This window comes from Agrobacterium larrymoorei, from assembly GCF_005145045.1.
GTDB classification, from domain to species: Bacteria; Pseudomonadota; Alphaproteobacteria; order Rhizobiales; family Rhizobiaceae; genus Agrobacterium; species Agrobacterium larrymoorei.
The window spans coordinates 56,679-78,548 of sequence record NZ_CP039692.1 but is presented as its reverse complement, the minus strand read 5'-3'; the positions used below and the strand labels follow the sequence as shown (position 1 = coordinate 78,548).

General features: G+C 54.8%; 17 protein-coding genes and 1 riboswitch. Of the genes, 11 read left to right on the top strand and 6 right to left on the bottom strand.

The window, feature by feature from the left end:
• Window positions 1-477: 477 nt before the first annotated feature.
• From CFBP5473_RS14720 to CFBP5473_RS14705, 4 genes are all read left to right on the top strand, one after another.
• A complete protein-coding gene (locus CFBP5473_RS14720) occupies window positions 478-2,385 on the top strand; it encodes an AI-2E family transporter (RefSeq protein WP_051441371.1) in 1,908 nt (635 codons plus the stop codon).
• 453 nt (window positions 2,386-2,838) lie between these two features.
• Window positions 2,839-5,931: a GAF domain-containing protein gene (locus tag CFBP5473_RS14715; protein ID WP_084631776.1), complete on the top strand. Its 3,093-nt coding sequence runs from the start codon at window positions 2,839-2,841 to the stop codon at window positions 5,929-5,931.
• Between the two features lie 259 nt (window positions 5,932-6,190).
• A complete protein-coding gene (locus CFBP5473_RS14710) occupies window positions 6,191-7,282 on the top strand; it encodes a histidine kinase dimerization/phosphoacceptor domain -containing protein (protein ID WP_037171484.1) in 1,092 nt (363 codons plus the stop codon).
• Window positions 7,279-7,731 carry a response regulator gene (locus CFBP5473_RS14705; RefSeq protein WP_027676560.1) on the top strand — a complete coding sequence of 151 codons (453 nt, stop codon included), beginning with the start codon at window positions 7,279-7,281 and terminating at the stop codon, window positions 7,729-7,731. Before CFBP5473_RS14710 ends, CFBP5473_RS14705 begins: the two co-directional genes overlap by 4 nt.
• Before the next feature lie 25 nt (window positions 7,732-7,756).
• Here CFBP5473_RS14705 and CFBP5473_RS14700 read toward each other — a convergent pair whose 3' ends face one another.
• The 6 genes from CFBP5473_RS14700 to CFBP5473_RS14675 form a co-directional block, all read right to left on the bottom strand.
• A complete protein-coding gene (locus CFBP5473_RS14700) occupies window positions 7,757-9,199 on the bottom strand; it encodes a PAS domain-containing protein (protein ID WP_051441367.1) in 1,443 nt (480 codons plus the stop codon).
• A gap of 131 nt (window positions 9,200-9,330) precedes the next feature.
• A complete protein-coding gene (locus CFBP5473_RS14695; RefSeq protein ID WP_234881829.1) occupies window positions 9,331-10,233 on the bottom strand; it encodes a MurR/RpiR family transcriptional regulator in 903 nt (300 codons plus the stop codon).
• 61 nt (window positions 10,234-10,294) lie between these two features.
• The gene (locus tag CFBP5473_RS14690; protein WP_234881828.1) at window positions 10,295-11,080 is read right to left on the bottom strand and encodes an ABC transporter substrate-binding protein; all 786 of its coding nucleotides are present in this window, start codon (window positions 11,078-11,080) and stop codon (window positions 10,295-10,297) included.
• A 170-nt stretch (window positions 11,081-11,250) separates the two neighbouring features.
• Complete coding sequence (locus tag CFBP5473_RS14685; protein WP_027676563.1) at window positions 11,251-12,297, bottom strand: FecCD family ABC transporter permease; 1,047 nt, start codon at window positions 12,295-12,297, stop codon at window positions 11,251-11,253.
• Window positions 12,294-13,319, bottom strand: coding sequence for a FecCD family ABC transporter permease (locus CFBP5473_RS14680; protein WP_027676564.1), 1,026 nt, complete (start codon window positions 13,317-13,319; stop codon window positions 12,294-12,296). The genes CFBP5473_RS14685 and CFBP5473_RS14680 overlap by 4 nt, the downstream gene beginning before the upstream one ends.
• Window positions 13,316-14,131 carry an ABC transporter ATP-binding protein gene (locus tag CFBP5473_RS14675; protein WP_037171485.1) on the bottom strand — a complete coding sequence of 272 codons (816 nt, stop codon included), beginning with the start codon at window positions 14,129-14,131 and terminating at the stop codon, window positions 13,316-13,318. Before CFBP5473_RS14675 ends, CFBP5473_RS14680 begins: the two co-directional genes overlap by 4 nt.
• Window positions 14,132-14,389: 258 nt before the next feature.
• Between CFBP5473_RS14675 and CFBP5473_RS14670 the strand changes: the two genes are divergently transcribed.
• The 7 genes from CFBP5473_RS14670 to CFBP5473_RS14640 all read left to right on the top strand — a co-directional run bounded on the left by CFBP5473_RS14670 (window position 14,390) and on the right by CFBP5473_RS14640 (window position 21,862).
• Entirely contained in the window at window positions 14,390-16,576 is a 2,187-nt protein-coding gene (locus tag CFBP5473_RS14670; RefSeq protein ID WP_234881827.1) for a TonB-dependent siderophore receptor, read from the top strand.
• 144 nt (window positions 16,577-16,720) lie between these two features.
• Window positions 16,721-16,940: riboswitch (cobalamin riboswitch) on the top strand.
• A gap of 244 nt (window positions 16,941-17,184) precedes the next feature.
• Window positions 17,185-17,409, top strand: coding sequence for a glutaredoxin-like protein NrdH (gene nrdH, locus CFBP5473_RS14665; protein ID WP_027676567.1), 225 nt, complete (start codon window positions 17,185-17,187; stop codon window positions 17,407-17,409).
• A 9-nt stretch (window positions 17,410-17,418) separates the two neighbouring features.
• Window positions 17,419-17,832 carry a class Ib ribonucleoside-diphosphate reductase assembly flavoprotein NrdI gene (gene nrdI / locus CFBP5473_RS14660; RefSeq protein ID WP_027676568.1) on the top strand — a complete coding sequence of 138 codons (414 nt, stop codon included), beginning with the start codon at window positions 17,419-17,421 and terminating at the stop codon, window positions 17,830-17,832.
• Window positions 17,802-19,955, top strand: coding sequence for a class 1b ribonucleoside-diphosphate reductase subunit alpha (nrdE, locus tag CFBP5473_RS14655; RefSeq protein WP_027676569.1), 2,154 nt, complete (start codon window positions 17,802-17,804; stop codon window positions 19,953-19,955). Before nrdI ends, nrdE begins: the two co-directional genes overlap by 31 nt.
• Before the next feature lie 26 nt (window positions 19,956-19,981).
• The gene (nrdF, locus tag CFBP5473_RS14650; RefSeq protein WP_027676570.1) at window positions 19,982-20,956 is read left to right on the top strand and encodes a class 1b ribonucleoside-diphosphate reductase subunit beta; all 975 of its coding nucleotides are present in this window, start codon (window positions 19,982-19,984) and stop codon (window positions 20,954-20,956) included.
• Window positions 20,957-21,140: 184 nt separating this feature from the next.
• Entirely contained in the window at window positions 21,141-21,395 is a 255-nt protein-coding gene (locus CFBP5473_RS14645; RefSeq protein WP_027676571.1) for a FitA-like ribbon-helix-helix domain-containing protein, read from the top strand.
• Window positions 21,392-21,862 (top strand): type II toxin-antitoxin system VapC family toxin, encoded by a 471-nt coding sequence (locus CFBP5473_RS14640; protein ID WP_051441368.1) that lies wholly within the window; start codon window positions 21,392-21,394, stop codon window positions 21,860-21,862. Before CFBP5473_RS14645 ends, CFBP5473_RS14640 begins: the two co-directional genes overlap by 4 nt.
• The last annotated feature ends 8 nt before the right edge of the window (window positions 21,863-21,870 follow it).

Genomic DNA, 21,870 nt, shown 5'->3' with positions numbered 1-21,870 from the left:
ATTTCAATGAGTTAAAACGTCAAGGTAAGCGGTCCAAATCCGATTAGGTCAAGAAGGCAGGCTTATACTCGTGTGGTTGAGGAGCTGAGAAATTTGATCCCACTGTCACTCGCACCTTACCCAGAGGCCCGTTTCTGAGCCATCGGCTCACTCCAACTGCCAAGCTGGAGAGGCGGCCAGCCATCCAGTTAGCCGATGAATATTGGAGTGTTTAGTCGCAACGCTCACGACCCGTCGCACGATACGGGACGGAAGATAAATCCGCAGCGAGCCAATTTCCTACAGCACAGATCGAGCGCTTTTCAACTCAAACACAGTGTGACGCCTCGGTTTTTATTCCGACGCAAAATTTTTTAGTGGGAGCGCGATCAGTTTTATCCCTGATGCATTTACCTCCGCGCCGGAATTTGCGGCAAGTCACTCAATTTGGGGGATCCCGTGAGCGATATTGAGAAAAATGCACTCGCAGGAGCAGCAATTCCGAATAGATCGGGCGCGCTCACGGCATACACCCTCTCGGGTCGGACCATCATCATTCTCATCGGCGTCGCGGTCATTCTGTATGTCGGGCAAGAAGTGTTCATTCCGCTCGCGCTCGCATTGTTGCTGACTTTCACGCTTGCCCCGATCGTTAGCTTTTTGCGCAAGCGCCGCGTGCCAAAGATCGCAGCCGTTCTTATGGCGGTTGCGAGCGCATTTTTGGTCATTGCAGCCTTCGGCTTCATCGTTGCCGGACAGGTTGCCAATTTGGCGGACAACGTCCCGACATATCAGCGCAACATCGTCGTGAAGGTGCAGGCGATGAGCCAGACCGGCTCCGGTAACGGCGTGCTTGAGCATATTAGCAAGGTCGTCGAGCGTATCGGCTCGGAGATGCAGGACACTGCCGAAGAGAGCAAAGAAGACGCAGCCTTGCAATCCTCCAGACGTGACCCGATGCCCGTCGAAATCGTCACGCGGTCTAACCCGGTCCAAACGCTCGGTAATTTCATCCTACCGCTGATAAGCCCATTTGCGACGGCTGGTCTTGTCATCGTTCTGGTAATCTTCATGCTGCTTGAGCGCGAAGAGTTACGCGACCGGTTCATCCGTCTTGTGGGGCTGGGCGATCTGCACCGAACGACGGCGGCGCTCCAGGATGCCGGAAAACGAGTTGGCAAGTATCTGCTGATGCAGCTTGTCGTAAACACACTGTATGCCCTTCCGATCGCGATCGGCCTGTGGCTACTGGGTATTCCGAACGCCATCCTTTGGGGTCTGCTAACGCTCGTTCTGCGGTTTGTCCCATACATCGGTCCGGTGATAGGCATGATCCTGCCTCTATTCCTGGCGCTAGCGATTGCGCCCGGATGGTCGTTGGTGGCGTGGGTGGCAGCGCTCTTCATAGTTACGGAACTGGTCAGCAACAACGTCGTTGAGCCTTGGCTTTACGGTAGCCATACGGGCCTCTCTCCACTTGCGATCATCGTTTCAGCGATCTTTTGGTCGTGGCTTTGGGGACCTGTCGGTTTGATGTTATCCACACCCCTGACCGTTTGCCTCGTCGTGCTTGGGCGGTATGTCCCACAGTTCAGCTTTCTGGACGTTCTTCTTGGAAACGAACCGGTCCTGAAACCACACGAAAAGCTCTATCAAAGACTTCTTGCCGGAGACCCAAACGAAGCGACCGATAACGCCGAAGATTTTCTCGAAGCTGAGGATCTTGTCGACTATTATGAGCAGGTGGGATTCCCGGCTTTGAAGCTGGGTGAGTTGGACCGTCAGAGAGGTGTGATGACGGACGCGCAGATTGCTTTGTTTGCATCCACGACCCAGACACTGATCGGCAACCTGGCAGAGATTGCCCTTGATGAAGAGGCGGAACTAGGCGCCCCGGCAGAGGACCAGACAGTCGCCGGAGACGTGACCGAAAGCCTCAAAATGCCGAAAGTTAAACCTAAGGCGGTCCTGTGCATCGGTGGCAGGGGCGCGATGGACGACGCTGCTGCCTCGATGATTGCACAGGTTCTGGCTATCGAAGGTGCGACCGTCACTCAAGCCGAGCATTTAATGGTTAGCGGCGCAACCATCAACCTGCTTCAGCTCACCGACGTCGACACCGTCGTCATCGCGTTTTTGAACGGCGGGTCCAAGGCCCATGCCCGCCAAGTGGTCCGGCGCCTCAAGCGCCAAAAGCTGTCGCTGCGGGTGGGTGTCGTCATGCCAGGTATTGATGGTGACAAGGACAGCGTCGTCTCTGCGCAGGATATCGATGCCGACTTCGTTGCGGCAAGCATTGCGGACGGAGTCCGTGGAGCTCTTTCAGACGGAGACGCGGTTGCGATTAGGGTTCCGAAACGGATCGGGCGGGCTCGAGAGGGCAAACTCAATCCGATGGTCGCGTAATCCCTTGCGGCTTTCGAGTTATCACAAAAATTTGCGACGAAGTAACCACGTAGAAAAACGTCATGTTCAGGCTTGCTTGAGCGTTTCAGACGTCGTGCCGGAGGTGAGAGTTTCTTGAAGCTTTGCGACGAACGTTGTCATATACTGATTTCGCTCCGCCCAGAGGGCCACCTACCTAGGCAGCGCCTGATGTCTGTGCCTGCAGCCGTCGACTATTACCTCGCGCTATTCGCTTCTTCCGAAGGGCAAGCAAAGCACTCTTTCGAGTCCTGTGTATTTGTTGGTGGAGGACTTCTTGATTGCCGCTGATACACCTATGGTATTCGCTTAGCTTAGCGTCTAAGAATACGCTACAAACACGCTCATCGGTCACTGACGACAAACAGCGTTCTGCCGTGTGCTTCATCGATTGGGCGCGGGCTTTAGAATGACGGAATTGGAAAGCTTCCTCTCATGGATACCCTCACACCTTGCCTGGACGCTAAATCCCCCGTGCCAAATTGGGATGAGGCCGACCGTCTGGCGGCGATTGAGCGCTACGCAATACTCGACAGTGGACGGGAAGACGCGTTCGATGATGTGGCCAAGCTGGCTGCGGACATACTCGAAGCTCCTATCGCCGTTGTCAACTTCATCGCCGCCGATCGCCAGTGGTTCAAGGCAGAGGTCGGCATTGGAACCGATACTTTGCCACTCGACGTGTCCATCTGCAAACATGCGATCCTGCAACCGGGTGTGCTCGTCGTGCCGGATCTCACCCTTGACCATCGCTTCGTAGACAATCCGCTAGTCCATGTCGAAGACGGCCTGCGCTTTTACGCTGGAGCGATCTTGGAGACCCCCGACGGCTTGCCGCTGGGCACAGTTTGCGTCTTGGACCGGAACAGCCGGCCGCTTGGTATCAGTGAGCGACAGAAACGCGCATTGGAGGTGCTCGCCAAGCAGACCATGGCGCAGCTAGAGCTCAAGCGATTGGAATCCATAGCGCGGGACGAGCGAGCACGAGCCGAAAAGCATGCGCGTCGACTTTCACTTGTGGCCAAAGCATCAACACTTCTGCTCGGCGCAGAAGATCAAAGAGAAGCGGTGCGTTCGCTACTGTCACTCGTTGCAGATGAGTTTGGTCTCGACGTGGCATTTCATTATAGCTGTGCTGGTGGGGCGTTGAAGTTCGTCGCAGCTGCAGGGCTTACACCAGAGCAGGAGCTAGCTGCGCAGCAGATCGAGTTCGGCGAGACCGTATGCGGGATCGTTGCGGTCAATCGCACGGCAATGCACGTGACCGACATCCAGACATCCCACTCAGCTTATGCTGTAACGGCGAGAAGACTTGGTCTCGATACGTGTTTCAGTGCGCCACTGTTCGCTGGCGAGGATCTGCTTGGCACGGTTTCGTTTGGTCGTAAGGGTAAAGCCTTTTCGCCAAGAGAGGTTGAAGCGCTGAGTGCGCTGGCCGCCCAGCTCGCAACAGCGACAGAGCGCAGACGTACGGAAGCGGCTCTTCGCGAGAGTGAAGCCCGGCAAGCATTTCTCCTATCGATCTCAGACACGATGCGGTCGCTTGAGACGCCGAATGAGATCGCTTCGGTGGCGGTCAAGCGACTTGGTGAGCGGTTCGATCTAAGCCGGGTTTTTTACGCAGAATATTTCGGTAACATCATGAGGATCGAGCGCGACTACACGCTCGGTGTCGACTCGATCGTGGGCGAGCACGATCTCACGGCGTTCGGACCGGAGTTGCTACGCGCCTACCATGAATGTCCGGTCGTCAAGGTAGAGGACGTTGGTGCAGATCCAAGATTCAATAGCGATGCGCGGGCCGGATTGAAGGCGAGGCAGGTCGGTGCTTACCTTGATGTCGTCTTGTTTGAGAACGAGCATTGGGTCAGCTTGCTGGCCTTGCAAAGCAACAGGGCGCGTGCCTGGACTCCGTCTGAAGAAGGCTTGTTTCGTGGGGTCGGCGAGCGTGTTAGAGCCGCGATCGAGCGTGCACGTGCCGAGGATCAACTGCGTGAGCTCAATGATACGCTGGAGCGGCGGGTGGCAGAGACCAGTGCGGAGCGCGACCAGATCTGGAGACATAGCCTGGATTTGCTTTCCGTGATTAATTTGGACGACGCAACATTCGACACGGTAAATCCTGCTTGGACCACGGCTCTTGGATGGGCGCCGGGCGAGGTAGAAGGTCGACCATACACGCAATTCCTCCATCCCGATGACGCTCAAACAAGTGCCGACGCCATCGAGCGTGTTCGCATAAGTGAGCCAGTAACACGCTTCGAGAACCGATATCGAACGACGGCTGGCGGCTGGCGCTGGCTATCCTGGGTCGCAGTGCGCGAAGGCGGGAAGCTATATTCTATCACACGCGATGTAACCGATGAGAAGTCACGCCAGGCGGAGCTGGAGGCAGCGCAGGAGGCGCTCAGGCAATCGCAGAAAATGGAGGCGATGGGCCAACTGACCGGTGGCGTGGCGCATGACTTCAACAATCTTCTGACGCCCATTGTCGGCAGCCTGGACATGCTTCAACGAAGAGGTCTGGGAAACGAGCGCGAGCAACGTCTCATTGCCGGAGCAGTTCAATCGGCCGAACGCGCGAAGATTCTGGTTCAGCGTCTACTCGCTTTCGCCCGGCGTCAGCCGCTTCAGTCGGTTCCTGTCGATTTGGCTAAACTCATTGCCGGAATGGATGACCTCATCGCGAGTACTACTGGCCCCCAGATCAAGGTTCTTGTCGAAATTCCTGAACATCTGCCGATGGTGAATGCCGATCCAAACCAAGTCGAAATGGCTCTTCTTAATCTTGCGGTTAATGCCCGGGACGCGATGGCGGAGAGCGGTGGAACGCTCCGGATTTCGACCAAAGCAGAGACCGTTTCAGTTGGTCATCGCTCCAAGCTGCGTGCGGGTAATTATATTTGCATGTCCGTCGCCGATACGGGGGCAGGCATGGATGAGGCGACGCTTTTACGCGCAGTCGAGCCATTCTTCTCGACAAAGGGCGTTGGAAAGGGCACAGGGCTCGGTCTCTCAATGGTGCATGGGCTAGCGTCCCAGCTAGGCGGCGCACTCACCATCCAGAGTGAGCGAGGCATAGGAACCAATGTCGAGCTGTGGCTGCCGTTGAGCACGGCAGCTTTCACGGAAGCGAACACCGTCGCCGGACCTCCAGAGATACCAAGAACCTGTGGCATCGTTCTTCTAGTTGATGACGAAGACCTTGTGAGGATGGTCACGTCGGATATGCTGGTCGACCTCGGCTATGAGGTCATTGAAGTCGCTTCGGGCGAGGAGGCACTTCAGCTCGTCACGTCGGGCCATCGGTTCGACCTACTCGTGACCGACCACCTGATGCCGGGCATCAGTGGAACGGATCTGGCTCGAGAAGTCAGGGCCACCAAGCCTGGTACCCCCGTCCTACTAGTGTCGGGCTATTCCGACAACACAGGTGTTGATGCAGACCTCCCTCGACTGACAAAACCTTTTCGGAAAGACGAGCTCGCGGCGGTTCTCGCGCAGCTCACTCCTATGAGAAAGCACTAAACAAGGATCCGTTGATTTCGCCCCTGTCTGTTTGCAAGTATTTGGCACTGTTTATCCTGCAGCGCAAAGTCGCTAAAACGCAGTATCAGCGACTATCTGTATTTTATTGATCCCCGAGCCACTCTCTGTCGGTTCGAATAGGAGCATGGGCGATCTTTGGGATGGCAGCGTAATGCCGCTAGCTTCGATTGTTGAACCAAGGAACATTCAAGGGGAAACCGCGTTCTAATCTGACCTTATCGAACAGTTTGTGGTGAGTATGGAACAGAGATACGACTGGGAACTCACCGACATGCTGCATGCAGAGCATGGAAGGGGCGATCCGTTTGCGGCCGCAGTCCGTGCCACACGCATGCCGATGGTCATCACAGATCCAAACCAGATCGATAACCCGATCGTATTTGTCAACGAGGCTTTTCAAGACCTAACAGGTTACGATCGAGACGAGTGCATCGGACAAAACTGCCGCTTCTTGCAAGGCGATGATACCGACCCTGAAACGGTTGCCAAAGTTCGGCGCGCCGTGGAAATCGGTGATGATGTCTCGGTTGACATTCTCAATTACCGGAAAGATGGAAGCAAGTTCTGGAATGCCCTCTATCTCAGCCCGGTGCGCAGCGGAAACGGCGACATAAAGTTCTTTTTCGCGTCGCAACTGGATGTCAGCCGCCGCGTGGACGCGCAACAGAAAATCGTTGATCAGAAAGAGCAGGTTGAGCACGAAGTACGAGTTCGAACTGCTGATCTGGAAGCATCGGTTCAGGCGCAGGCGTTGCTCCTGCACGAAGTCGATCACCGGGTAAAAAACAATCTCTCAGTCATCGGTTCTCTGCTACGCATGCAGATGAGGGATTCAGACGATGCAAATGTCCGCAAGGCACTACGGTCCACTATGGAGCGTGTCGATGCTATGGCGGCCGTGCATCGGCGTCTTTACCAATCGGAAGACGTCCGGCACTTTGAGGTGTCTTCATACGTCACAAACATAGTTCAAGATGCCATCGCCGCCAGCCGATATGAAGAGGTCCACCTTCATTGCGACGTGCAAACGGTTTCGCTTCCTTCAGAACAGGCAACGTCTTTCGGGCTTCTCATCAACGAGATTCTTCTTCACCTATTTGACCCTTATGTGCCCCTCAAATCGATCAGCTTACAGATATCGAAGAGTGAGCAGCTAATCGCGATCGGCATCGCGAACCGAGTGGCCGATAAGACTCCTCAAGACCAGATGATCCCGCTCAGCCAGAAGATAATATCCCGGCTCAGCAGTCAACTTGGCTGCACGGTCAGCTGGGAGCATTCATTGAGCGGGCTCTCCGTAACCATAGCCATCCCAGTGAGTGCCCCATGAAGCGACCCAAACCTCCACTTAATATCGTTGTCGTCGAGGACGAGCCGCTAATCGCCATGGATATGGAAATGATGGTGGAAGATGCTGGTCACAAAGTAATCGCCGAAGCCGCGTCGCTTTATGATGCCCAATCCTGGGACAATAGCCTTAATCCAGACATCGCTTTCGTCGACATCCAGCTTGCGCGGCAGACGAGCGGGCTCGACGTTTCTAAGATGATACAGGTTCGCTGGCCGCAAACGATTATAGTGTTTGTAACGGCAAACCCGAAGATTATTCCGGAAGATTTTGGCGGCGCTCACGGGGTCATCCCAAAACCGCTGTCGCAAAATGGATTTCTTGCTGCAATGAAATATCTTCAAGAAGGTGTTTGCGACCCTCCGCCCACCGTCCAACAACCCAACAGCTTCACGGCCTCACCCGCGTTTGCAGCCACATGGTATGATTAAGTTTCTGCGAATTATTCCGCACGCTTTAGCTGCCGCTGGCTGTTAGCGAAGCAATTTTCGTTGAGGCGGTGAAGCAGATCCCTTCTGTATGATACTCTATCGCCGCTTCTCCGCTTAAGCCTAAACCAAGCATTCGGATCAGCCTTGTACCGAAACCTGTTTTTGTCGGATGTGATACAGCGGGACTGCCGCGTTCGCTCCATGTAAAGTGGAAATCCTCTCCCTCGGTCTTCCAGGCAATTTCGACAGTACCTTGGTTGCTCGACAAAGCGCCATATTTCACCGCGTTGGTCGCGAGTTCGTGCAACGATAGCGCCAAGGTATTGCTGCCTTGATGAGACAGTATGAGGTCAGGACCGGCAATCGAAAAACGGCCACTTACGTTAAACGGCTCGACAGCGCGCTCGACCACATCCTTAATATTTGCCGAGGAAAAATCTCGATTACGCAGAATATCGTGAGAGCGTCCGAGTGCATCTAATCGGCTGGTGATATTGTTGCGCATCGTGTTGACATCAATGTCGCCGCGCATCGACTGGTTTACGATCGACTGAATGGTCGCCATCATATTTTTTATCCGATGACCCATTTCCTGAGCGATCACCGCACGCTGTATCTCCACCTCCTTACGGCTGGTGATGTCCATGGAGATACCGTTCATGAACGTTGGTTGTCCGTCTTCGTTAAATTTCGTTTCTGCTCGTATTTCGACCCAACTGAATGTTCCGTCCGGTCGGATCGCGCGATACTCCACGCGAAGATTTCCGTCTGATGCCAAAGCAGACTGGACTGCTCCGTGCCAGTGATCGAAATCATCAGGATGAATAGCAGCCTTCAGTTCATCATAGTCAAATCTTTCGGTCGGACTGCGTCCAAAATTCTCTTTGCAGAGCGCCGAGCACATAAGTCGTTGTGAAGGAAGGTCTAGAGTCCATGTGCCAAGACCTCCTGCTTTTAATGTAAAATGCAGCCGCTCCTCGCTCGCAATCAAATCGGCGATACGGCGCTGCAACTCATTTTCATAATCTTCCTGATCCTCAATGGCCCTGATTGCTCGCTCTCTGGTCACATCGTGCTGAGAGGCGAAGAAATAGGTAAGCTCCTCTCCATCGAAGACTGGTGATACGAGAAGACGGTTCCAGAAGATCGCGCCGTTCCGCTTGTAGTTTAAAAGATCCAGTTCAATCGACTTCCGCTCACGAATGGCAGTTCTAAGCCGATCCACGTCATCTGCGTTGGTCCCAGGGCCTTGTAGAAATCGGCAATTTTTGCCGAGCGTTTCTGCACGGCTGTAACCGGTAAGGCGAGTGAAGGCCTCGTTGACGAAGACAATTGGATTGTCCGGCTGACGCGGATCGGTGATAACCATTGGCATTCGCGTCGCGCGCATCGCAGCGGCAAACGGATCGGCTCCAGATTTGAACTCACTGATCTCGCGCTCTATGCGCAGGTGCTTGGGAATGGTCATGTATAATGCATATATACCTTTTGTTCTTTTGTATTGAGCAAAATCCGATTAAAACCTCGGTCATTCTGTCCATTTTGGTAATCGCTGATTGACTTACTACGCAGGTTCAAGTTGTTCGACCTCAGGTGCTGTCACCGTTTGTTAGGCCTTATCTGCCGACGTAATTCCACTAGTCGATCCAAAGTCTTCAAAGTTCTGTTTCGGTTCTTGCCAGCCAGCGCCAATGTCAAAGCCTCGACAAAAACGAGTGAAGCGCTATGCATTGCAACCTTTTCCTTTTTTGCGCGGGGCAACACGATGGTTGCATTCGTATGTTGCGCCAAAGCCGATTCCTCTTTACCAATCAGTGCAATAATGGGAACCGAAAGCCGTTCTGCCTCGACAATCGTCGTCATCACTTCCCTGTGTGGGCGACCATGGGCGAGGATAAGCAAGACGTCACCCTCCTCCATCTGAACGATCTGTTCGGCTAGCATGATGCCCGTCCGGTTCAACTCATAAGATTGAAAGCCGGATCTGATGAAATTGCGCGATGCATAGGTCGCTATGATGCCCGATGCGCCGATTCCGAAAACGCCGATTTTCCGGGCTTTGCTTAGCAGGCTGACGGCTGTTGCCATTGACCGCCGGTTTTCATCTGATGACAGGGCCTGCATGGCGTGCCCCATATCGGCCACGACAAAATCGATTGCTGAATTTGCGTCGTCCAGAAGCTCATCCGCAGTCGCCGCCATTTTTTCGGAGGGTGAATCGGTTTCACCAAGATGGCTTTCCAGAGTGTCCTTTAGATCAATCAGTCCTTCGAAGCCCAATGCCTGAATGGCGCGGATGACGGTGGCGTCTGAAGTTCCGAGTTCCCTGCCGATCTCCAGCGCGGATTTGGCCAGCACCGCATGCCTGTGCTTGTCGATATAATCCGCAACCGCTAGTAGACCCGGAGAAAGTGTGGCGCGCTTCTTCTTCAGGCGCTCCCCAAAGCGGTCTGTGTGTCGTTTCTTTAATTCGGAACTGCGCATCGATACCCTGGTCTTCATGTCAAAATCAGCAATCGTCACACAGTGCCCACACGCGGCAGATTTTGCAAAGCCGAAAGCGTCATCGAGCCTTTGGGCGGGGGGCTATCGCGGACTTGACCACTGCAGTCATTAGAGCCATCGCCGCATAGCTGTTGGATATGGCTTCTTCCCGAGACACCATGACGTAGCGCCCCTCCGTGCAAGCTTTGAGAAAGTTGCAAAAATCGGGTACGACGTTTTCCATTGCCTCGATTTCCTCCTTCGAGGTCGCCCCGGTATCTGAGCGATACGGATCGAAGATAAAATCGGCATCGACATCTGGAAGCCGCTCGCCGCTGACTTCGATGCGCCCGCCCTCGGGAATGTCGTCTATGATCTTTGGAAAGCGAAAGCCCGCATCTCTCAACACCTGACCCAACGCACGGTAGGTGTGATAGATGCTGATCTTGCCATTCAACGGCTGGATGACCGAAACGGTGGTGTTAGCGGTATCGACCGCCGTCTTCAGTTCCACAATACCGGCACGATATCGCTGGTCGAGAATGGCGAGCTTGTCTTGTGTCTTTGTCAGTTCCGCCAATTTCTGATAGGCATGCGCGGTTCCAAGGCTCGTCGGGTCGAGAACGATGGTAGGTGCGATTTTCTCCAGCGTCGAAATCGGGGTGGGGCGTCCGGTGGCTGTTATAATGATATCCGGTTTCTGCTCGGCGAGCACTTCGAGATCGATATCAACCGCGCCCAGAAACGCAATGTTTGAATTGTTGAAATCGACGCCGGTCAGTATCGCACTCGAACGGAGGTAGGGTTTGCCGTCCGCTCCCATCCGGCCATGGCTGGCGATGGGCAATATGCCGAGTTCGATCAAGGGAATTGTGACATCGATATCGTGAAGCGATGCTATGCGCAGTGGCCTGTCCGGTATTTCCACACTTCGCCCTGCATCATCGATGAAGGTGCGCATCTCTTGCGCTGCAAGCGGGCTGGACACAGATATGAGTACACATGCGATAAGCAGTAGCCGCATGATTATGCCTTTCAAAGTTGATCGCGGCGATGCCACAGAAGGAGTAGAAGGACGGGCACACCGATAATGGCCAGGACGATGCCTGCGGGAATCTGCAAGGGCGCAAAAGCTGTGCGACCAACGGTATCTGAGACCGCGAGAAGTGCAGCGCCAATAAACATGCTGCCCGAAAGAAGCGATTTTTGTCCGCCACCAATGGTTATTCGGGCCGCATGCGGCGCGATCAGGCCAACAAAGCCGATACCGCCAACGCAAGATACTGCTGTTGCCGTCATCAAAACCGGTGCACAAAGGCGGATGATGACGAGCGCTTTCGTCGGCACGCCGAGCCCGACAGTCGCGCTGTCTCCGAGAAGCGAGACATCTGCCCAGCGGGCGGTGGCAAACATTAGCATAGAACCGGCAAGCAAGCCTGTGAGCGCAATCGGTACCATCTCGGGCGTCACGCTTGCTAGACTCCCCGCCATCCAAGTCAATGCTATCTGAACCCGGTCGATATCTGAAACCGTGATCAGCATCGTGATGGCAGCGGAAAGCAACCAGGAAAAGCCGATGCCGATCAGCACGAAGCGCATGCGTGAGAGCGATCCAGCAATTAGAGCGATTGCTACTGCGACCGCGAAGCCTCCTGCCATTCCAAGGAGAGGCCGAAGCGCCACCGGCATGTGCGGAAATGCGATGATGGCGCTCACGATGACCAGTACGGCACCTTCTCGCACGCCCAGCAAACCCGGGTCTGCAAGGCCGTTCCGCGTCAGTGATTGTAGTGCCGCGCCTGAAAGCCCAAGCATGGCACCGCAGCTTAAAGCCATGATCGTACGCGGCAGCCGCAGATCGCCGATGATGGAGAGGCCAGCCGCTTCTGCCGAGTTGCTGGCCAATGCCAGAAGCTCCTTCCAACCCGCAGGTCCACTGCCAGAGACTAACGCCAGCAAGCTCAGGGCAAGTAGCGCAAGGGCCAGTGATGTCACCAAAAGCATGCGCAGGGGGTGGAGTTTGATGCTGAGCGGCTGAAATCGCAGGAGCCAATAGCCATTGCCGAGCTTTTTCACCGTCATCGCAAAACTCTTGCGACGACGATAATGAACACGGGTGCACCTATAAAGGCGGTCATCAGCCCCGTTGCCAGATCGTGCGGCGCGGCGATTGTTCTGGCCGCGATATCTGCGGCAATCATGAGATTGGCACCCAACAGCGCAGAAAGAGGAAGCGACATCACATGCCGCCCATTCGCCAAGCGGTGGGCTACGCCCGCAACGATGAGGCCGACAAAACCGATTGGCCCTACCAGTGCAACGGATGAGCCGCAAAAAAGGGCCGTAGCGGCAAGGCCGATGAGTTTCGTTTGCCTTACCGGCACGCCGAGCCCCGCCGCCGTCACATCCCCCAAGGCCAAGACGTCGAGCCGAAGCGCGATCCACATCGTTAGAACGAGAGCAACCATCAGCAACGGGATCACATTGCTGATGCTGGCAAGCGAAATCCCCGAGAGGTCCCCCGCCAGCCAGAACCGTATCTGCTCCAGCGTTTCCTGATCGAGGATGAGAATTGCCGAAACGCAAGCCGAGGCCAGGGCGGAAAGCGCGATACCGCAAAAGGTGACCTTTGACATGGTCATGCCCGTGCGGCCTGCGGAGGATAGAAACAGAATGATTGCGAAGAGTGTACCGCTTCCCGTGGTCGCCACCAGCGGGCGGCTGACTAAAAACGCCAACATGCTGGCGGGCAGGGCCGTCATGGTGACGATGGCGAGACTGGCTCCAGCGTTGAGGCCAAGGATATGAGGTTCCGCCAAGGGGTTGCGCAGGATCGATTGCATCAGGCGACCAGCAATCCCAAGCGATGTGCCGCAAATGATGGCCGCAAGCAGACGCGGCAGGCGAAGCTTCACAAGTATCTGCTGTTCGAAACTCGCATGATCGCGGGCAAAAATCGTATCGATAATGAACTGCGCGGACACGGGACGCGCGCCGACGCCGAGATGGACGAGGCCGAGCAGCACGATCATAAGGAGGCCGCAAGGCAGCCATAGCGCCCGTAGTCCGCTGTTGGTGCTCTTCATCGTAACGGCCAGGCTCACGCGACGTGTGCCCCGGGGTGAGGATCAGGCAGAAAAATCGGCTTGCCAGTTGTCGGGTGCCGGACGGCGATAACCTTCGTGTCGAACACGGTTTCGATATGCTGCGCGGTGCATTGCTCGATAGTTTCCACAACGTGATGGATCGCACCGCCCTTCATGAGTACTATGCGATCCGCATATTGAAGCGCAGCGTTGAGGTCGTGAAGTACGGCAACGACCGTCTTGTTGGCGGTCCGTGTGAGGCTTGATAGAAGCTCTATGACTTCGACCTGATAGCGGAGATCGAGAAATGTCGTCGGCTCGTCGAACAGAATAGTTGCCGTGTCTTGCGCAAGGGCGAGGGCGATGAAGCAGCGCTGACGCTGGCCTCCCGATAAGCTATCCACCGTTCGCGCCGATAGCTCGGCAATACCGGTCATCTCAAGCGCTCGGTTTACCGCCTCTTCATCGGCTTTGTCCCAGGATTTGAGGATGCCGCGATGCGGATAACGCCCGCGCGACACGAGATCGTAAACGCTCAGACCTTCAGGTGCGATGGGCGCTTGCGGCAAAAGTGAAAGCCTGCGTGCCACCTCTCTCGTCGGCAGCTTGCGGATATCGTGCCCATCCAGATGGACGGTGCCGCCTGAGGGCTTCAGGATACGGGAGAGAACGGATAGCAGGGTGGATTTACCCGATCCATTCGGGCCAGCCAAGGCAGTAAACTTGCCCTTGGGAATGACCGTTGAAACATCCGACAGCACTGTCGAGCGCTGGTAACCCGCAGTTACAAGCGCGACACGTAGCGCATTGCACTCGCTATCAGTTCGCATCAGCCAGCCATTTCTCTCAAAAATATGTGCGTCATTTCTATTATATGAATGTAGTAGTCAACAATAATCAGCGGGCGTTCGCCTGCAGATGCTCGCCGGAAATCGGGTTTAGACATGGTTTAGGGGCTGTCAGGCCGTCTTTCGGTCCCATTATTTCGAACTGAAATAGGACATCTTTTGGATTTTAAAGTTGACTACTACATTCATGAAAATCATGAAGCCCTCGTGAGAGATTGATTTTGCATTCATGGGGACTGAATGAGCATGGGATTCGACAGAAGCGAGATGCAGGTGGCATTGGTTGCGCTTGCGGTGGCAGGAAGCCTGAGTGCGACGCAGGCGATGGCGCAGGAGAGTGCTGCGATCAAGAAGTCCGCCCGTCAGTCCGAGCAAAATCAAACCACTAATACGGAAACGTCCACCGTTCTCGCGCCCATCGTCGTCAATGGTTCAGGTGCTGTGGATGGCTATCAGCCAAGGTCCACCAGCACGGCCACGCGCACCGATACTCCGTTGATCGATATTCCCCAGGCGGTCAATGTCGTTACCCATGAGGTTCTGGAAGACCAGAATGCCAACAATCTTGATGAGGCGCTGGGCAATATCAGCGGCGTCACTCAGACCAACACCCTGGGCGGAACGCAGGACTCCGTTATTCGTCGTGGGTTCGGTGACAACAGAGACGGCTCTATTCTGACTAACGGATTGAAAACGGCTATCCCGCGTTCGTTCAATGCCATGACGGATCGCGTCGAAGTCCTGAAAGGTCCATCCTCCACCCTCTATGGCATTCTCGATCCCGGCGGCATGGTCAACGTTGTGACGAAGAGGCCGGAAGATACGTTTTCAGGCGAAGTCTATGGCAACCTTTCAAGCTTTGGCGGCGGCACGACAGGCGTTGATGTTACCGGCCCAATCGAAAGCACGGACCTCTCCTATCGCCTGATCGGTGAATATAAGGATGTCGACTACTGGCGCAACTTCGGAGAAACGAAGCATTGGCTGCTCTCTCCGTCCCTGAAATGGACCGGCGAAGATACTGAGATTACCGCGACCTACATGCATGAGGATTACAGCGTGCCTTTCGACCGTGGGACGATCTTCGACACCACCACGGGCCGCGCCGTGAATGTGAACCGCAAGATCCGCTTCGACGAGCCCTATAATATCACAGATGGAAAGTCCGACCTCTTCCAAGTTGAGATCGACCATGAGCTTTCGGATAACTGGAAGCTCGGAATCGATTACAGCTATAGCCGCAATGTCTATTCAGACAATCAGGCGCGTGTAACAGGTTATAACGCCGTCACCGGCGTGGTTACGAGAAGAGCGGACGCGACAAATTATTCCACCATATACAACCACGCGCTGCGTGCCGATCTGACCGGAGATGTCGAGATAGGTGGAATGCAGCATGATCTGCTGATAGGCGCATCCTACGATTACAGTGATACGTTGCGCACGGATATGCTTCGTTGCGGAAACAATACAAATTTCAATATGTATAATCCGGTCTACGGCAACCTGCCTGAGTGCACGACTGTTTCCGCATCCGACAGCGACCAGACTGAAAAACTATCCACGGCGTCCGTTTACGTGCAGGATTCCGTTCACCTCAATGACCAATGGATCGTTGTCGGTGGCCTGCGATATCAATATTACGATCTGCTGGCAGGCAAAGGACGACCGTTTAAGGACAACACCGATAGCTTTGGTGATGCTCTCGTTCCCAATGCTGGAATCGTCTACAAGCTCACCTCGGATGTCTCGCTCTACTTGAACGCTGCCAAAACATTCAGGCCACAGTCTTCCATTGCAAGCGCATATGGCAATCTGAAACCGGAAGAGGGGATTTCCTATGAGATCGGCTCGAAATTCGAGCTTCCCGCCGGACTGACTGCTAACGTCGCCCTTTACAGTTCAGATAAGGAAAACGTCGCATACAATGCAATTGAAGGTAGTGCGACTGTCCTCAAAACGGCTGGGCTTGTCCGCGCTCGCGGTATCGAAATGGATGTCGCAGGGTCGCTGACATCCGATATCGATATCATCGCAAGCTACGCCTATACGGATGCAGAGGTCAAAGAGGGGGAGAACGCTGGCAAACGCCCCGTCAACGTAGCTCGCCACACTGGTTCATTGTCATTGGCGTATGACATGGGTGAAATTGGCTCATCTGGTAATACGCTAAAAATTGGCGCCGGTATCCGCGCGGTTGGCGACAGAGCCGGGATCAACGACAACTCATACGATCTGCCAGGCTACGCAGTTGTTGATGCTTTCGCCGCCTATACCTTTGCACTAGAACGGCCGATTACCCTCCAGCTCAATCTTAAAAATATTCTCGATCGAACCTATTATACCTCTTCGATCGGAAGCACAGCCTTCGGAAACCAGATCGGAGAGCCTTTCAATGCGACGTTGACAGCGCGGCTAAAGTTTTAGAAGGACGTCAACTGGTCAGAGACCAGATCCGTCGGTTCATATCACTGTTGATTGCACTGAGAGCGGATACGGTTCCCATAACTTTATTCTCATCGATTTTGTCAGCAGTGTATCATATCCATTGACTGAAATTTCATTTCGCATACTATATCTAGTGTTCGAGGTTCTTCCGATTCGCGTCGGGAGCTAAGACGGGAATACGGTGCGTGATGTCCATTCTGGACAAACCAATGCCGGAGCTGCCCCCGCAACTGTAAGCGGCGAGCATCCTCTCAAACTGCCACTGATGCCGAAAGGTCTTGGGAAGGCGAGACGGATGCAGCGACCCGCAAGCCAGGAGACCTGCCTCAAACGAATACGTCCACGGGCGGGGTGTCCGACGGTCGCGTTTGCGTGCGGGATGATCCTGCGCGTGCCGCTTCCCCTGATCCCCGCATCAACCACTTCGGGGTGAAGTCAATGTCGCGTCATTCTAGTCAGTATCCGCGTGAATAACGGGCGGTAACGCCCGTCGCCGATTTCGGCTGCCATACATTCCTGAATTTCCGCACGGGCGTTCATCACGCCCGATCAATATCGCACGCCTACTAAATCTCACGAGGATCATCATGACAGTTACCGTTTACAGCAAGCCAGCCTGCGTCCAGTGCACAGCCACCACCCGCGCTCTTGATCGTCAGGGCATCAATTACACCGTCGTGGATGTTTCCGAAAACATCGCTGCGTATGATCTGGTTCAGGGACTTGGCTATCGTCAGGTTCCTGTCGTGGTTGCTGGCGAGACCCATTGGGCAGGCTTTCGTCCGGATATGATCAGCACTCTTGCGGCCTGAGCCAGAGCAATGGGCCAGATCGTCTATTTCTCCAGCCGGTCGGAAAATACCCATCGCTTTGTGGCACGACTGGGGATGAGTGCGCGGCGCATTCCTCTCAGTTCTTCCGAAAGCCTTCAGGTCGAAACCCCCTATGTTCTGATCCTTCCCACCTACAGCGGCGAAGGCGGAAAAGGGGCCGTTCCAAAGCAGGTGATCCGCTTCCTCAATGATGCGGAAAACCGCGCAAACATCCGTGGCGTGATCGCTGCGGGCAACAGCAATTTCGGGGCGAGCTACGGGATCGCCGGCGACGTCATCTCCCAGAAATGCCAGGTGCCTTACCTCTACAGGTTCGAACTTCTCGGCACTGAGGACGACGTCGCGAACGTCAAACACGGATTGGAACGATTTTGGACGCGACCACTTTCGAAAAGCCTTTGAAGACATCGGAATCCGAACTGGATTTCCATGCCCTCAACGCGATGCTGAACCTCTATGACGAGCAAGGCAAAATCCAGCTCGACAAGGACCGCCTGGCGGCAAAGCAGTATTTTCTGCAGCACGTCAACCAGAATACGGTGTTCTTCCATAACCTGCGCGAGAAGCTCGACTACCTCGTCACGGAGGGGTACTACGAGCGTGAGGTTCTGGACCAATATTCCTTCAATTTCGTTCGGGATTTGTTTGACGCCGCCTACGCCCGGAAATTCCGGTTTCCGACCTTCCTCGGCGCTTTCAAATACTACACTAGCTACACGCTGAAGACCTTCGACGGCAAACGCTATCTGGAACGCTACGAAGACCGTGTCTGCATGGTTGCCCTGACGCTGGCCCAGGGAAGCGAAACGCTCGCGCTGGCCCTCATGGATGAGATCATCTCCGGTCGTTTCCAGCCCGCGACACCGACGTTCCTCAATGCCGGGAAGAAGCAGCGCGGCGAGCTCGTCTCTTGCTTCCTGCTGCGCATGGAAGACAACATGGAGTCGATTGCCCGCGGCATTAACTCCGCCCTTCAGCTTTCCAAGCGTGGCGGTGGTGTTGCGCTTTCGCTGACGAATATCCGCGAGGCGGGTGCGCCGATCAAGCAAATCGAGAACCAGTCATCCGGCATCATTCCCGTGATGAAGCTGCTTGAAGACAGCTTTTCCTACGCCAACCAGCTTGGTGCGCGTCAGGGTGCAGGTGCCGTCTACCTCAACGCCCATCATCCCGACATCATGCGCTTCCTGGATACCAAGCGGGAGAACGCCGACGAGAAGATCAGGATCAAGACGCTGTCGCTTGGCGTTGTCGTGCCCGACATCACCTTCGAACTGGCGAAGAACAACGAGGACATGTACCTGTTCTCGCCCTACGACATCGAGCGCGTCTATGGCGTCCCGTTCACTGAGATTTCCGTGACCGAAAAGTACCGGGAGATGGTCGCGGATTCCCGGATCAAGAAGAAGAAGATCAAGGCCCGCGACTTCTTCCAGGTGATCGCCGAGATACAGTTCGAGAGCGGCTATCCCTACATCATGTTCGAGGACACGGTGAACCGGGCGAACCCGATTGCAGGACGCGTTTCCATGAGCAATCTCTGCTCGGAAATCCTGCAGGTCAGCGATGCCAGCGAATATAACGACGACCTGTCCTATAAGGTCATGGGCAAGGACATCTCCTGCAATCTCGGCTCGCTGAACATTGCCGCGACGATGGACAGCGCCGATTTCGGCAAGACGATCGAGACCTCGATCCGGGCACTGACGGCCGTGTCGGACATGAGCCATATCTCTTCCGTGCCATCGGTCGAAAAAGGCAATGACGATAGCCACGCCATCGGTCTCGGCCAGATGAACCTGCATGGCTATCTCGCCCGTGAACGCATCTTCTATGGCTCGGAAGAAGGCATCGATTTCACCAACATTTATTTCTATACGGTGACCTACCACGCCATCCGCGCCTCGAACCGGATTGCCGCCGAGCGAGGCGTCAGCTTCAAAGGATTCGAGAAGTCGAAATATGCCTCCGGCGAGTATTTCGACAAATACACCGAAAAGGAATGGCTACCGGCCACAGAACGCGTCCGCGAACTGTTCGTGACGGCAGGCATCGCGATCCCCATGCAGGCCGATTGGCTGGCGCTGAAGCAGGCCGTTATGACCTCGGGCCTTTATAACCAGAACCTGCAGGCCGTGCCACCGACGGGCTCGATCTCCTACATCAATCACTCGACCTCTTCGATCCATCCCATCGTCTCGAAGATCGAAATCCGCAAGGAAGGGAAGATCGGTCGCGTCTATTATCCCGCCGCGTTCATGAGTGACGACAATCTCGACTACTATCAGGATGCCTATGAGATAGGCCCTGAGAAGATCATCGATACCTATGCTGCGGCCACCCAGCACGTCGATCAAGGGCTGTCCCTAACGCTGTTCTTCCGTGACACGGCCACCACGCGCGACATCAACCGGGCGCAAATCTACGCGTGGAAGAAAGGTATCAAGACCATCTACTATATCCGCCTGCGTCAGATGGCGCTGGAAGGCACGGAAGTGCAGGGTTGCGTGTCATGCGCGCTGTGAACAAGAACGCTTCGAAAGATCAACACATGAACATCGCCGTCAAGCCTGCCAGCCGCATCCGCGCCATCAACTGGAACCGCGTCGAAGACGACAAGGACCTTGAAGTCTGGAACCGCCTGACAGGTAATTTCTGGCTACCGGAAAAGGTGCCGCTCTCCAACGACATTCCATCATGGGCTACGCTGAAGCCGGAAGAGCAACAGCTCACCATCCGCGTCTTCACCGGCCTGACGCTGCTGGACACGATTCAGAACGGCGTCGGTTCCGTGAAGCTGATGGCGGATGCCGCCACGCCACATGAGGAAGCGGTGCTGTCCAACATCTCCTTCATGGAGGCGGTGCACGCACGTTCATACTCCTCGATCTTTTCCACCCTTTGCTCGACGCCGGATGTGGACGATGCCTATCGCTGGTCGGAAGAGAACGAATTCCTGCAACGGAAATCCGCACTGATCATGCGTGAGTACGACAGTGGCGATCCATTGAAGAAGAAGGTCGCCTCCGTTTTCCTGGAAAGCTTCCTGTTCTATTCCGGCTTCTATCTGCCGATGTACTGGTCGAGCCGCGCCAAGCTCACCAACACCGCCGACATGATCCGCCTGATCATCCGCGACGAAGCCGTGCATGGCTATTACATCGGCTACAAGTTCCACCGTGCCGTGGAAAGTCTGCCGGAACAGAAGCGTCAGGACATAAAGGACTTCGCCTTCGATCTGCTGCTTGAACTCTACGATAACGAGGCAAAATACACCGAAGCACTCTACGACAGCGTCGGCCTGACGGAAGACGTCAAGAAATTCCTGCATTACAACGCTAACAAGGCGCTGATGAACCTCGGCTATGAAGCGCTGTTCCCATCAGAAGCCTGCAAGGTCAATCCGGCGATCCTCTCTGCGCTTTCACCCAACGCTGACGAAAACCATGACTTCTTCTCCGGCTCCGGTTCGTCCTATGTCATCGGCAAGGCGGTGGCGACCGAAGACGAGGATTGGGATTTCTAAGTTACTTATGATCTGAATAGTTGACTGATCGAGCGCTAGGTAAAAGGGGAAGTCGTCGGTTCGACTCCCTTTAAGAGCGAAGAGTTCGAACAGGTACTCGTTTTCATTCCCATATCTAGACTTGAAAATGCTATCATTTTTGCGGAATTGCTCTCAAAGAGAAAATTTAGATGGAATTTGATAAATGGCTGCAGTGACTATACGAAAGCTATCTGATGAAACTCATCGAGCGTTGCGCGCGCGAGCAACATATCACGGACGTAGTACCGAGGCCGAAATTCGTGACATTCTCGAAGCCGCTGTCCGTCCATCTGGACGCGTGAAACTCGGGTCGCTTCTCGCGGCCATCGGCCATGAAGCCAAAATGTCAAAGAGTGATGTCGAGGCGCTGCAACAACAGCGCGACTTGACCCCGGAAGTACCCATGACTTTCGAATGATTCTAATAGACACCAATGTGATATCTGAGCCTTTGAAGCCGGCTCCTTATGCTGCCGTGCTGACTTGGCTGGATGCACAGGCCATCGAAACGCTATTCATTTCCGCGATTTCGATTGCCGAACGTCGTTTCGGGATCGCCTCAATGCCGCGGGGGAAGCGTCAGATGATCCTACACGGTCGCCTTGAAGATGAAGTTCTACCGATTTTTGAGAAGCGCATTCTACCCTTTAACGTCGGAACCTCCCAATTTTACGCTAATCTGATGGCCAGCGGTCGCGCATCCGGAAAGGTGATTGGCAAGGCTGATAGATACACTGCCGCTACGGCTGCGGAACACGATCTCGCGGTCGCAACGCGAGATGCCAGCCCATTTGAAGCAGCCGGATTGAGAGTTATCAATCCTTGGGCCACTTGGACTTTTAAAATTACTGGTCTCGAGTTCGAGCCTCATCAAAGCGTGGGTTAGCATAATCT

Bases quoted from the DNA above. Each gene is read 5' to 3' on its own strand.
- CFBP5473_RS14715 (WP_084631776.1), top strand. From the start codon at position 2,839: ATGGATACCCTCACACCTTGCCTGGACGCTAAATCCCCCGTGCCAAAT.
- CFBP5473_RS14700 (WP_051441367.1), bottom strand. From the start codon at position 9,199: ATGACCATTCCCAAGCACCTGCGCATAGAGCGCGAGATCAGTGAGTTC.
- CFBP5473_RS14645 (WP_027676571.1), top strand. From the start codon at position 21,141: ATGGCTGCAGTGACTATACGAAAGCTATCTGATGAAACTCATCGAGCG.
- CFBP5473_RS14675 (WP_037171485.1), bottom strand. From the start codon at position 14,131: ATGCGAACTGATAGCGAGTGCAATGCGCTACGTGTCGCGCTTGTAACT.
- CFBP5473_RS14685 (WP_027676563.1), bottom strand. From the start codon at position 12,297: ATGACGGTGAAAAAGCTCGGCAATGGCTATTGGCTCCTGCGATTTCAG.
- nrdH (WP_027676567.1), top strand. From the start codon at position 17,185: ATGACAGTTACCGTTTACAGCAAGCCAGCCTGCGTCCAGTGCACAGCC.
- CFBP5473_RS14670 (WP_234881827.1), top strand. From the start codon at position 14,390: ATGAGCATGGGATTCGACAGAAGCGAGATGCAGGTGGCATTGGTTGCG.
- CFBP5473_RS14705 (WP_027676560.1), top strand. From the start codon at position 7,279: ATGAAGCGACCCAAACCTCCACTTAATATCGTTGTCGTCGAGGACGAG.
- CFBP5473_RS14695 (WP_234881829.1), bottom strand. From the start codon at position 10,233: ATGAAGACCAGGGTATCGATGCGCAGTTCCGAATTAAAGAAACGACAC.
- nrdI (WP_027676568.1), top strand. From the start codon at position 17,419: ATGGGCCAGATCGTCTATTTCTCCAGCCGGTCGGAAAATACCCATCGC.
- CFBP5473_RS14640 (WP_051441368.1), top strand. From the start codon at position 21,392: ATGATTCTAATAGACACCAATGTGATATCTGAGCCTTTGAAGCCGGCT.
- CFBP5473_RS14710 (WP_037171484.1), top strand. From the start codon at position 6,191: ATGGAACAGAGATACGACTGGGAACTCACCGACATGCTGCATGCAGAG.
- nrdF (WP_027676570.1), top strand. From the start codon at position 19,982: ATGAACATCGCCGTCAAGCCTGCCAGCCGCATCCGCGCCATCAACTGG.